Origin of the sequence: Paenibacillus enshidis (assembly GCF_042136365.1) — a bacterium.
Taxonomy (GTDB): Bacteria; Bacillota; Bacilli; order Paenibacillales; family Paenibacillaceae; genus Paenibacillus; species Paenibacillus enshidis.
In genome coordinates this window covers 155,288-167,605 of record NZ_JBHHMI010000005.1, presented here as the reverse complement: position 1 = coordinate 167,605, position 12,318 = coordinate 155,288, and the positions used below count along the sequence as shown (strand labels likewise).

Here is a 12,318-nt window from a genome sequence, read left to right as displayed (position 1 = left end):
GGATAAGCCTGTTCGAAGGAGGAACTATGGAGCAGCAAGCTGTGTGGGCCATTATTATTTTTCTGGTCGTATATGCACTCATCATCTCGGAAAAAATCCATCGTACGATTCTCGCCATGCTGGGCGCCATTCTGCTCATTGCCACAGGCATTACAGATCAGGAAACGGCGCTTGCGCATATCGATTTCAACACCTTGGGTCTGCTGGTCGGCATGATGATCATCGTCAGCGTCACGGCGGAGACGGGGCTTTTTAATTATTTGGCTATCAAAGCGGCAAAATGGGCCAAGGGGGAGCCGCTGCGCATTCTGGCGGTACTCGGAGTCTTGACTGCTTTCGGCTCGGCTTTTCTGGATAATGTGACAACGGTGCTGCTGACCGTACCGGTTACCTTCAGCATTACCAGGCAGCTGCGGGTGAATCCCATGCCGTATCTGATAACGCAAATTTTCGCTTCCAATATTGGGGGCACTGCAACGCTGATCGGCGACCCGCCGAACATCATGATCGGCAGTGCGGTCAAGGAGCTGACATTCATGGCTTTTATCCAGAACCTGACTCCTGTTGTGGTGATCATTATGGTCGTGCTGATTCCCCTGTTCATGCTTATCTTCCGCAAGCAGCTGCGTACAACGGATGAGTTGAAGCGGGGAATTATGGAGATGAACGAAGCCGAAATGCTGGGTGACCGCAGCATGCTGGTTAAAAGCACAAGCATGCTGCTGCTGACGGTGGCGGGTTTCTTCCTTCACCAGCTGCTCCATCTGGAGACGGCGACGGTTGCGCTGGCCGGGGCGTTCATCCTGCTGCTCCTTACCGGCGAGTCCATGATGGAGCAGGCTTTTACGCGTGTAGAATGGACAACCCTCTTTTTTTTCATCGGACTTTTTGTGCTGGTCTCCGGGCTGGTGGAAACCGGGGTGATTTCGGCACTGGCCTCCAAGGCCGTTGAGCTTACAGGCGGAGACCTTACGGCGGCCTCCATGCTGATCCTGTGGATGAGTGCGATTGCTTCCGCTTTTCTGGATAATATTCCGTTTGTGGCCACCATGATCCCGCTCATTCAGGACATGGGGACGATGGGCATCACCAACCTTGAGCCGCTGTGGTGGAGTCTGGCTCTGGGGGCTTGTCTGGGCGGCAACGGCACCCTGATCGGTGCGAGCGCCAATCTGATCGTGGCGGGCCTTGCGGACAAAGAGGGCCATCCGATTACTTTCCTGAAATATTTGAAATATGGCCTGCCGCTTATGCTGTTGACCATAGTGATCTCAACCATATATATCTATGTGCGTTATCTTCTGTAGCTGTCGGGCGATACGCGTACTAATCAACTGCAGTCTGAACGTGACGAAGGAGGTGTCCCAAAAGTTGTTAAAAATGGCTTAGGGACTGCCTCATTTTGCCGGGTTAAATGCCATTCTGTGGAACCTGCGCTTTTTCAGCCAGCGGCGGACGATAACCGTACTTGTACAGCATATACCACATCACTCCAAATCCTGCTGCGCCCAGTAGGGCCAGCATTACACCCACTTTATACATCATTTCGCCGCCGAAGCTTTGGAAGAGCCATCCCCCGGCAAAACCTGCCGCAATCCCGGAGATGCCGCTCCACGTAAGCGTATACAGCGCCTGGCCGGAAGAACGGTACTCTGCAGGAATGAACAGCATGGTCAGCTGTGTGCCGACATAGAAGTAACCGCCGAACGTAATGCAGTGCAGTGCTTGTATGAGCACGACATCGAGCGGACTGGAGGCGGCCGCCATAAGCTGCCAGCGCAGGGCGAACAACAGGCTGACGAGGGCGAGACAGGCCGTCAGGACCGTCATTTTCCGTTTGAGCCAGCGGTCGAACAGAAGAAAGACGATGACCTCAAAAATGGAGGACATGAATACCGAAAAGCCGACCATGCTTTTTGAGCCGCCAAGCTCCGTGATATAAAGGGAGACGAAGGCACTGTTCACGGCATTGGGAATTGATACGAGCACACCGAGAATGATAAAGCTCATAAAATACCCGTTGTTAATGATCCTGCCGAAGCCGCGCAAGCTGACCGGGGGCGTGTCCGGCGCACTGCGGAGCGGCGGCAGGGCCGAAGCCGCGCCTGCGGCAGCCAGCAGCAGAATGCTGAAGACGACCGCGATGCTGCTTATGCCAAAGTAATCGATAACCGAGCCGGAGGCTGCGGCAATCAGCGCCCAGCCGAGCGAGCCCCATAACCGGAAGGACCCGAATTTCCGGCCCGTGCCTTCGATGTAGCTGAGGATCATACTGTTGGTCTGGGCAAAGAGCGGGCTTTGAAAAAAGAAAAACAAAATCATGGATATGTAGATCATGGTGTAGGTGTTCACAAGAAATACGGCTTGCAACAGCAGCAGTGTCCCTGCCATCATTAAAAACAGGGTGCGCCGAATGTTCTGCGTCCGGTCGCTCATATATCCCCAAAAAGGGTTGGCAAACACGGAAACAAACGGGCCGATGGCCATCAGGCTGCCGATTTCGATTTTATCCATCCCGACTTCCTGCAGATATAACGGGAAGAAGCTTGAGAAAATCGCGATGGCTCCGTAAATGAAAAAATTGTACATTTTCAGGGAATAGAGTGAAGGATTGCTCTTCCTCAAGCGCATACATTCCTTTCTTCAACAGCTGTTAAGGGACTCAGGGCAGTTTATCAGAAAAAAGAAAGAGAATCTTTAGATAATGTATCACTGTTTGAAAAGGTTAACAATTACAACATAAACATATTGCATGAGAAAAAGTCAGAAAAGGGGGGAAGAAGTTGGAGGTAACGGGCATCGTATTGGCGGGAGGAAAATCGTCACGTATGGGAACAGACAAGTCGCGGCTGGAGCTGGAGGGAATGACCGTGCTGGAAAGGATCGCCGAGAAACTGAGCAAGGCTTCCTGCCGTGTGGTTGTGGCAGGTAGGGAAGGGGAGGTGCTGGCGGGCATGGAAGCGGTCTCCGATCAATATCCCGGACGGGGGCCTCTTGCGGGTCTACATGCGGGGCTCAAGGCATCGGGAACGGAGTGGAATATCGTGTGCGCTTGTGATATGCCGCTTGTGAACGCGGAGACGCTGCTGGCTCTGCGGGCGGAGGCGGCGAAGCGGTGGGATGAAGGGAGTCTCCTGACGGCAGGGGGGCAGAATTGGGACGCGGTGATTCCGGTTATTGACGATAGAAGACAGCCGCTGCTGGCCGCCTATCATCGCCGGGTGCTGCCCGGTCTGGAGGAACGGCTGCAGACCGGGCGGCTGCGGATGCAGGATTGGCTGGATACGATAAACGCAGCGTATGTGGACGGGGAATCCCTGGCCGCCTCCGGTCCCCGGTCAGCGGACAAGGTATTTTTCAATATGAATGAGCAGGACGATTACCGCCAGGTGTGCGCATGGATCCGGGAAGAAAAATCTACAGCCGCTCCACGCGGATGTCCCGCTCCAAGCGCCGGACATCCGCGGGCGTGACCCGGCCGGCCATCGCATGCAGCGCGGCCGCCGTGCCGCAGGCCGCCCCCCGCCGCAGCATGGCGGGCAGGGCGAGGCCCGCCAGGTCGCCGGTTACCAGCCCGGCGACCATGGCGTCCCCGCTGCCGAGCGGGCTGACGATGTCAGCCGCGGGCAGCGTCACGCGGTAGCTGGCGGCGGCGGTGGCCGCCAGCGCCCCGTCCGCGCCAAGCGAGACGACGGCCAGGCCGGCTCCGGCCTGCACGAGCTTGGCGGCAGCTTCGCGCATCGCGTCCGGTCCGCCGCCAGGCGCGATGCCCGCGAAGCGGGCGGCTTCCTCCTCGTTCGGCTTCACCAGGTCGGGCCGCCCGTGCAGCCCTTCCCGGAGCGCCTCGCCGCTGGCGTCGAGCGCCACCCGGGCGCCCTGCGCCTTCGCCAGCTCGCAGAGCTCGGCGTACAGCCCCTGCGGGCAGCCGGCAGGCAGGCTGCCAGACAGCACGACCCAGGCGGAATCCGCCGCCAGGAGCCGCACCTTGTCCCGGATCGCAGTCAGCTCACCCTGTCCGATATGGGGACCGCCTTCGATAAGCTCCGTCTGTGTGCCGGCAGCCGGGTCCAGCACCGTAATGGCCAGCCGGGTTTCGCCACGGGCGGCGGGCACAAAATCGGCCGTTACCCCTTCCTGCCGCAGCCCCTCGATGAGCATGCGGCCGGTATGGCCTGCCGCGAAGCCCGTCGCTCTTACAGGCACGCCCAGCGTATGTATAACCCGGGCGGCATTAACTCCTTTGCCCCCGGGAACGGTCACGTTTTCCGTAATCCGGTGCACCCGGTCAGGGCGGAATTCGGGCACAGTGTAGATTTTATCAACAGCAGCATTCAGTGTAACGGTTGTGATCAAGGTTTCTTTCCCCCTGTTTCTGCGGCCGCCGGAGGTTAGGAGATCAGCTTCAGTCCGGCGGCGGCAGCCAAAATCATCGCGATAAACAGCATTCTTTTCCAGTCTCTGTCCTCACCATACATAAGCATGCCGGCCACGGTGCTGCCGACGGTGCCGATCCCTGTCCATACAGCGTAAGCCGTGCCCATCGGAAGGTACTGCATCGCATAGCTGAGCAGCGAAAAGCTGATCAGGAACGAGAGGCCCATCAGGGCGAAGGAGCGCCAGCCCCTGCCCATGGTAATGCCTTTCATGCCGATGACGCCCAGCACCTCGGAACCACCTGCAAGGATTAATGCGAACCAGGCCATCAGGCGTTCCCCCTTTCCCGTGCCCCTGAGTCGGTCACAAGCTTCAGACCGACCACCCCGGCAAGCAGCACTGCAGTCAGGAGCACCTTCATCCAGTTAAAGGGCTCGCCGAACACCAGCATTTCAGCTGCAACCGTTCCGGCGGTGCCGAGTCCCGTAAAGACGGCATATACCGTGCCCACCGGCAGGCGTCTGGCCGCCTGAATAATCAGATAAAAACTGGCTCCAATAGACAGAATGGTGATGATCCATTCTATAGGTGTGGCGGCATGTTTGAGACCGGACACCCATACGACCTCTATGATACCTCCCCAAATAACGTACAACCAGCTGCGGTTCATCTTGTCTCCTTCTCCTTTAAGCAATTCATGCCTTGCCAGAATATAGGCCAGGCGGCATGGACACGTCTGCGGTATTTATCTGGACCTACGAACAGCAGCTCCACGGCTGTGCCGTCAACGAGCGTAATGTAAGCCAGTGCAGCGTTGTCTGCCGCTGCGGCGTCAGTCCCGAGGGCCGACGTCCGGCGCAGCATCCGTGCCAGCATCCGCTCCAGCCGCTCCAGAAACGGACATACGATATCCATCACTTCATCACACAGCGCCGGCGGCGGGAAGAAGCACATCCGCAGTACCAGCTTCGCTGTGCTGCTGCTCTCGTACTCCTTTTCCAACCAGTCAAAAAAATCTCTCAACACCGACTCGGTGCCTGCATTGCGGCAGTCGGCAAAATAGCCAAAAATTCTGCGCGACTCCAGATGGAACGCGTGCACAACCACCTTCAGAAACAGATCCTCCTTGCTCTTGAAATGCGCATACAGCGAAGGCTTGCGGATGCCCACCTCTTCAGCGATGCTGCCGAGAGAGGTACCTTCGTAGCCATACTTTGCAAAATGGGCCAGAGCGACATCCCTTATATGTTCCATACGCACTGTATTTATTCACCTACCTAACGGTCGTTAGTTTATATTCTCACAGTTCATGTAATATGTCAAAGGGCAGAGGAATCCAACCAAAATTGAACTGATCCGCATACTGTCTGACGTTATATTTTGAATTGTAAACAGGGTCCGATATACTATCTAAATAAGGAACTTCGGATTGGGGAAAAGTGATAACCATGATAGTTAAATAAATGAGACAAGGGAGCTTTACATGAGTGATCAAACCAATGAAAACCGGCGCGAAGTTAAGGAAGGCGACTCGCTGCTGCCCGCAGGACGGACCGGGGAACGGAAAATAGAGCATGTGCGCTTGTGCCTGGAAGAGGACGTGGCTGGACGGGGCATCACCAGCGGCCTGGAGCGGTATGCGTTCAAGCATAATCCGCTGCCTGAGCTTGATTTTGCGTCCATTCGGCTGGACAGCACCTTCCTTGGGCGGGCTGTGCGGACACCGCTGCTGATCAGCTCGATGACAGGGGGAAGCGCGGAAACGGGGAGAATTAACGAGCGGCTTGCGTCCGCCGCCGAAGCCAGGCGCTGGACGCTTGGTGTCGGATCGGTGCGGGCAGCCGTGGAAAAAGAGGAATTGGCCGCAACCTTTAATGTCCGCCGCCATGCCCCCAATATCACGGTGATCGCCAACCTCGGGGCAGTGCAGCTCAATTACGGATATGATGAAGAAATATGCCGCCGTGCTGTGGACATTGCGGGCGCGGATATGCTCGTTCTTCATCTGAACGGAATCCAGGAAGTGTTCCAGCCTGAGGGGGATACAAATTTCTCCGGGTTGCTGAAGCAGATTGAGCGGATATGCCGGACACTCTCCGTTCCCGTGGGCGTGAAAGAGGTTGGCTGGGGCATCGACGGTGAGACTGCTTCGAGGCTGTACTCTGTGGGGGCGGCGTTCATCGACGTGGCCGGCTCGGGCGGGACAAGCTGGAGCCAGGTCGAGAAATACCGTAACCCCGATCCGGTCAAACGGGCTGCGGCCGAGGCCTTCGCAGACTGGGGCAACCCGACGGCGGAGTGCATTGCCGAGGTAAGCGCGCTTGAAAGCAAGGGAGCCATCATCGGCAGCGGCGGGCTGCAGAGCGGAGTGGATGCCGCCAAGGCGCTTGCGCTGGGGGCGGATTTGGCGGGCTTCGGGCGCTCCTTGCTCGGACCGGCCGTTGCTTCGGAGCAGGCGCTGCACGACAGGCTGGCCCAGGTGGAGCTGGAACTGCGGACAGTCATGTTCGGCATTGGGGCTGCCGATGTGGAGGCGTTGCGGAGCACCCCGCGGCTGCGCCGAAAAGCATATTAACGTAAGTAAATCGTTTTCCTGTATTGCTTGTGTATCTTGGTGTTAACTTTATGTACTTCGGGGGATGTACTTAAACAATATTCGTATTATACTGAAGGAATTCAAGAAGGACGTCTTGCGGCCTTCACAATCCGATACTGAAGGGGATGGGGCCCATGATCTCGCTTAAACCGATGAATGCTGAACAATACGGGCGTTTTGAACAACGAACGATTAAAGATTTTGCGGAAGATAAAATAAAGTCAGGGGACTGGACGGCAGAGGAAGCGCTGCAGCGCTCTCAAGAGAGCATACGCAAATTTCTGCCTGCAGGACTGGACACGCCGGATGCTTATTTGTATGCCATCGTGCTTGATGAAGACGGAAAAGAGCTGGAAATCGGGGACATCTGGTTCAATATGATGCAGCACCCCTGGGGCACCGAGGCGTTTTTGCTGGACATTCTCATCTATGAGAAATACCAGGGGAAGGGCTACGGCAGGCTGACCATGGCGGCATTGGAAGAAGAAGCCCGTAAGGCAGGAGCAACCCGAATCGGCCTGCACGTATTCGGACACAATGAAAGGGCGCTGCATCTCTACAAGAGTGTCGGGTACACGGTTACGGATATCCAGATGAGCAAAGAGATTTAGGAGCTCGAACAGGCCAGCTTCTCCGGTTGCCGCCTGCGCTGGTTGTCATATATAATGTGGGTTGATGTATCCAGGAATGCTGTTTGCTTTTTTTCATTTCATATAAACGGGAGTTGTTCTTAACTATGGCTTTAAAAGCTGGTATTGTCGGGCTGCCGAACGTCGGAAAGTCGACGCTGTTCAACGCGATTACGCAGGCCGGCGCCGAATCCGCCAACTATCCTTTTTGTACGATCGATCCGAATGTCGGCGTGGTTGAGGTTCCGGACGAGCGTCTTGATAAATTGACAGAGATGGTCGTGCCGAATAAAACGGTGCCGACGGCCTTCGAATTCGTGGATATTGCCGGTCTGGTGCGCGGCGCGAGCAAGGGAGAGGGCCTGGGCAACAAATTTTTGGCCCACATCCGCGAGGTGGATGCGATCGTGCATGTTGTCCGCTGCTTCGAGGATGAGAATATTACGCATGTCGATGGCAAGGTGGACCCGGTCAGTGATATACAAACCATTAATCTGGAGCTGATTCTTGCTGACCTGGAGAGCGTGGACAAACGGCTTGAACGGTCCCGCAAAAACACAAAGGGCGGCAACAAGGCTGCCATGCAGGAAGTGGAAGTGCTGGAGCGTCTCAAGGAAACGCTGTACAATGACAAGCCCGCGCGCAGCCTGGAGCTGACGGATGATGAGAAGCTGCTGGTTCGCGATCTGCATCTGCTGACCATGAAGCCGGTGTTGTATGCGGCTAATGTCAGTGAGGATGGCGTGACGGATGCAGACAGCAATCCATATGTTCAGCAGGTCCGCGAGTTTGCGGCAGGCGAGAATGCCGAGGTCGTGCCGATCAGCGCCAAAGTGGAAGCTGAAATCGCCGAGCTGGAGGGTGAGGACAAGGCCATGTTCCTGGAGGAGCTGGGACTGGAAGAGTCGGGGCTCAACCGTCTCATCAAGGCGGCATACCGTCTGCTCGGGCTGTACACTTACTTCACGGCCGGGGTGCAGGAGGTTCGCGCGTGGACGATCCGCAAGGGCACGAAGGCTCCGGGTGCGGCAGGTGTAATCCACAGCGATTTCGAGCGCGGTTTCATTCGTGCAGAAGTGGTGTCTTATGACGATCTGGTGGCGGCGGGTTCCATGAACGGGGCCAAAGAACGCGGCCAGCTGCGTCTGGAAGGAAAGGAATATGTCGTGCAGGACGGCGACATCATGCACTTCCGCTTTAACGTTTAATTCAAATCATGCAGGGGGACGAAAGCTCCATATCCCTTGCCTTCTGGCGGTCGCAGCCGGGCAGCGAGCCCCGGGCGGCCGCTTTTTTGCAGTATGATTCCGAAGCTGAGGCATGATTGAAGCAACCTGCATAATTTTCTGGAAACGCAGATTTGCCAGTAGTTATTGATATGTTAAGATGATATAATCAAATGTTGAAAAGATAGTGATTGTATAAAAATATAGATATGAAACTTTGATGAATAAAGAGGTGAATTCCCTTGTTGGATCGACTGCAATCTTTAGTGGACCGCTATGAGAAGTTGAGCGAGCTGCTTTGTGATCCGGATGTGGCAAATGACAGCAAGAAGCTGAGGGACTATTCCAAAGAACAATCTGATCTGCAGCCCGCCTACGAGGCTTATACAGAATATAAAACGGTGACGGAAGAGCTGGATGCCGCCAAAGCGATGCTGGCTGAAAAGCTTGATGACGAGATGCGCGACATGGTCAAGATGGAAATTGAGGAGCTTACCGCCCGCAAGCAGGAACTGGAAGAGAAAATCCGCGTGCTGCTGCTGCCCAAGGATCCGAATGACGACAAGAACGTGATCGTGGAGATTCGCGGCGCGGCCGGCGGGGATGAAGCGGCCCTGTTCGCGGCTGATCTCTATCGCATGTATACCCGTTATGCGGATACCCAGGGCTGGCGTGTGGAGCTGATGGATGCGAATATGAACGATCTTGGCGGCTTTAAAGAGGTTACGTTCCTGATCAACGGCCGCGGGGCGTACAGCAAGCTTAAATTCGAGAGCGGCGCGCACCGGGTACAGCGGATTCCGACCACGGAGTCAGGCGGCCGTATTCACACGTCCACGTCTACGGTAGCGGTCATGCCTGAAGCGGAAGAAGTGGATATTGAAATTCTCGACAAGGATATCCGTGTCGATACCTTCTGCTCCAGCGGTGCTGGCGGCCAGTCGGTTAACACAACCAAATCCGCTGTGCGCGTAACCCATATTCCTACCGGCATTGTGGCGACCTGCCAGGACGGCAAATCACAGAACTCCAACAAAGAGAAAGCGTTGCAGGTGCTGCGTGCCCGCATTTATGATATGATGCGCCAGGAAGAGGAAGCCAAGTATGCAGGCGAACGCAAGAGTAAGGTGGGTACAGGTGACCGCAGCGAACGGATTCGCACGTATAACTTCCCGCAAAGCCGTGTAACCGACCACCGGATTGGTCTGACGATGCATAAGCTTGACCAGGTCATGAACGGCGAAATCGAAGAGATCGTATCGGCGCTGACCATTGCGGAGCAGACCGATTTGATGGCACAAGAGGTATAAAGCTTTGGCACGCGCGACTTATCGGATGTCACCGGGCCGAAGTATCAGAGAAGCCTTATCTGGGGCTTCTTCTTTTTTGGCGGCTGCCGGTGTGATGGAGCCGCAGCATAACGCGCGGCTGCTGCTGGAGCATGTGCTTGGGCTGGAAGGAACAGCGTTCTATGCTGAACTGGGCCAGTCTTTTCCAGCAGAACATGCGGCAGATTGGGAGGCGGTAGTGAACCGCAAGGCGGCGGGAGAGCCGGCGCAGTATATTATCGGCTCCCAGGAGTTTTACGGCCGCCCCTTCAGCGTGACCCCGGCGGTGCTGATTCCCCGTCCGGAGACAGAACTGCTCGTGGAGGCCATCCTGCAGCACGGAGACTGGCTGTGGCCGGGGGGCACGCCGCATGCCCTGGACATTGGCGCCGGCAGCGGCGCGATCTCCGTAACACTGGCGGCCGAGAGAACCCGCTGGCGGGTGTCGGCCGGGGATATTTCGGCGGCTGCACTGGCAGTGGCGGCGCGGAATGCGGAGGCAAACGGCGCCACTGTGGATCTGCGCGAAGGCGACTTGCTACTGCCCTTCGCCGGGGAGACGGTGGACATTCTGGTATCAAACCCTCCATATATTCCCGCTGCAGACATCGAAGGGCTGCAGCCGGAGGTGCGCGATCATGAGCCGCGCACGGCGCTGGATGGCGGCCAGGACGGTCTTGATCCCTACAGGGCGATGATGGGCCAGCTGCCGCTGCTGGCGGCAGCGCCGCGCTTGATCGGCTTCGAGCTGGGCATGGGGCAGGCGCGTGAGGTGGCCGGTCTCCTGAAGGAGGCAGGTCATTGGAGCCGCATTGTCATCGTGCCTGATCTTGCGGGTATTGAACGGCATGTACTGGGAATAGCGGAATGAGCTGCATTTTATTTTTGACCGCCGATCCTATACAATGAAGGGTAGCTGAATGGTTGGAGTTGCTGGATCCATGTTCAGAATTCGCTTCAGGGGGAAACTATGCTTCAGAAATTTAAAAGAATCGACGGCCCCATTATTACCATTTTGCTCTTGTTGATGGGGATCAGTGTTGTTGCCGTATATAGTGCAGGCCGCTATTGGGCCGGGCATCAGAACGATTATATCAGTATTATTGTCAACTATGCGATTGGTTTTGTGGCGTTGGCCGGTATGACATTGCTTGATTTCCGCATCTTTATTAAATATGCGAGATATATCTATCTGGGTGGCCTGCTGGTGCTGATGCTGGTGTTCTTTTTCGGGGAAAACCTGAACAACGCGCAAGGATGGCTGAGGATTGGCGGTCTCAGTATCCAGCCTGCCGAGCTGTTCAAGCTCGCACTGATCATCAGTTTGGCCTACATGCTGATGCTGAGACGGCAGGGTGAGCTTCGTTTTGTCCGTGATGTGCTGCTGATTGGTCTGGTCACGTTTGTCCCTTTTGCTGTTGTCATGGCGCAGAACGATTTGGGGAATGCGCTCGCTTATCTTGTCATTCTTATAGGCATGCTGTGGATCGGCAACATGAAAGCATCTCATGCGCTAATTGGTCTTATTATATTTACGGTAGCGGTAGTTGGCGGAATCAAGGCCTATACCACCTTTCATGAAGAGATATACACCTTTATGAAAGATATAGGCCGGCAGCATTGGACAGACCGCCTTGATCCATGGCTAATGCCGGATGAAGCAAGCGCAGCGGCCAAGTGGCATACGGAGAATGCCAAACTGGCGATTGCGTCCGGCGGCATGACCGGCGAAGGTTTTTTACAGGGTTCTTCGGTCCAATCCGGCCGTGTGCCGTATACGTACTCGGACTCCATATTTGTAGTGATTGCTGAGGAATTCGGCTTTGTGGGTTCATCAGCACTGCTGTTGCTCTATTTTATCCTGATTCACCGCATGATTTTGATCGCGCTGGAATGCAGGGACAGGACAGGACCGTATATTGTGGTCGGCATTGTGTCCATGCTGCTGTATCAGATATTTGAGAATATTGGCGCCTTCATCGGCATCATGCCGCTCACTGGCATTACTTTGCCGTTTGTCAGCTATGGCGGCACGTCGCTCCTGATTAACATGGCGAGTATGGGGTTGATTATGAGTATCCGCGTTCACGGGCAGGAAATAGACGATGATTTGCCTGATCCGGCCCGGTCCCGGACGGTCAAGCAGACTTAAATTCATAGGTATA

The 12,318-nt window shown here is 55.8% G+C and carries 13 protein-coding genes; 8 read left to right on the top strand and 5 right to left on the bottom strand.

What is annotated here, in order from left to right; genetic code table 11:
- Positions 1-26: 26 nt before the first annotated feature.
- A complete protein-coding gene (locus ACE41H_RS08345) occupies positions 27-1,307 on the top strand; it encodes an ArsB/NhaD family transporter (protein WP_375354687.1) in 1,281 nt (426 codons plus the stop codon).
- 103 nt (positions 1,308-1,410) lie between these two features.
- Here ACE41H_RS08345 and ACE41H_RS08340 read toward each other — a convergent pair whose 3' ends face one another.
- Positions 1,411-2,631, bottom strand: a complete 1,221-nt coding sequence (locus tag ACE41H_RS08340) for an MFS transporter (protein WP_375354686.1) — start codon at positions 2,629-2,631, stop codon at positions 1,411-1,413.
- Between the two features lie 152 nt (positions 2,632-2,783).
- Here ACE41H_RS08340 and mobA point away from each other — a divergent pair, with 152 nt between their 5' ends.
- Positions 2,784-3,473 (top strand): molybdenum cofactor guanylyltransferase, encoded by a 690-nt coding sequence (mobA, locus tag ACE41H_RS08335; RefSeq protein ID WP_375354685.1) that lies wholly within the window; start codon positions 2,784-2,786, stop codon positions 3,471-3,473.
- Here mobA and ACE41H_RS08330 read toward each other — a convergent pair.
- The 4 genes from ACE41H_RS08330 to ACE41H_RS08315 are packed head-to-tail and all read right to left on the bottom strand — an operon-like array spanning position 3,418 to position 5,628.
- Entirely contained in the window at positions 3,418-4,353 is a 936-nt protein-coding gene (locus tag ACE41H_RS08330) for a 1-phosphofructokinase family hexose kinase (protein ID WP_375354683.1), read from the bottom strand. The genes mobA and ACE41H_RS08330 overlap by 56 nt on opposite strands.
- A gap of 35 nt (positions 4,354-4,388) precedes the next feature.
- Complete coding sequence (locus ACE41H_RS08325) at positions 4,389-4,703, bottom strand: DMT family transporter (RefSeq protein WP_375354682.1); 315 nt, start codon at positions 4,701-4,703, stop codon at positions 4,389-4,391.
- The gene (locus ACE41H_RS08320; RefSeq protein WP_375354681.1) at positions 4,703-5,044 is read right to left on the bottom strand and encodes a DMT family transporter; all 342 of its coding nucleotides are present in this window, start codon (positions 5,042-5,044) and stop codon (positions 4,703-4,705) included. The genes ACE41H_RS08325 and ACE41H_RS08320 overlap by 1 nt, the downstream gene beginning before the upstream one ends.
- Positions 5,041-5,628: a TetR/AcrR family transcriptional regulator gene (locus tag ACE41H_RS08315; RefSeq protein WP_375354802.1), complete on the bottom strand. Its 588-nt coding sequence runs from the start codon at positions 5,626-5,628 to the stop codon at positions 5,041-5,043. The genes ACE41H_RS08320 and ACE41H_RS08315 overlap by 4 nt, the downstream gene beginning before the upstream one ends.
- 229 nt (positions 5,629-5,857) lie before the next feature.
- Between ACE41H_RS08315 and fni the strand changes: the two genes are divergently transcribed.
- The 6 genes from fni (at position 5,858) to ACE41H_RS08285 (ending at position 12,305) form a co-directional block, all read left to right on the top strand.
- On the top strand, positions 5,858-6,949 hold the full coding sequence (fni, locus tag ACE41H_RS08310; protein WP_375354680.1) for a type 2 isopentenyl-diphosphate Delta-isomerase: 1,092 nt from the start codon (positions 5,858-5,860) through the stop codon (positions 6,947-6,949).
- Positions 6,950-7,104: 155 nt separating this feature from the next.
- Entirely contained in the window at positions 7,105-7,581 is a 477-nt protein-coding gene (locus ACE41H_RS08305; protein WP_375354679.1) for a GNAT family N-acetyltransferase, read from the top strand.
- A gap of 125 nt (positions 7,582-7,706) precedes the next feature.
- Positions 7,707-8,807 (top strand): redox-regulated ATPase YchF, encoded by a 1,101-nt coding sequence (ychF, locus tag ACE41H_RS08300; protein WP_375354678.1) that lies wholly within the window; start codon positions 7,707-7,709, stop codon positions 8,805-8,807.
- Between the two features lie 260 nt (positions 8,808-9,067).
- Positions 9,068-10,135: a peptide chain release factor 1 gene (gene prfA / locus ACE41H_RS08295; protein ID WP_375354677.1), complete on the top strand. Its 1,068-nt coding sequence runs from the start codon at positions 9,068-9,070 to the stop codon at positions 10,133-10,135.
- 25 nt (positions 10,136-10,160) lie between these two features.
- Positions 10,161-11,024, top strand: a complete 864-nt coding sequence (prmC, locus tag ACE41H_RS08290; RefSeq protein ID WP_375354800.1) for a peptide chain release factor N(5)-glutamine methyltransferase — start codon at positions 10,161-10,163, stop codon at positions 11,022-11,024.
- Between the two features lie 99 nt (positions 11,025-11,123).
- A complete protein-coding gene (locus tag ACE41H_RS08285) occupies positions 11,124-12,305 on the top strand; it encodes an FtsW/RodA/SpoVE family cell cycle protein (RefSeq protein WP_375354676.1) in 1,182 nt (393 codons plus the stop codon).
- Positions 12,306-12,318 lie beyond the last annotated feature (13 nt).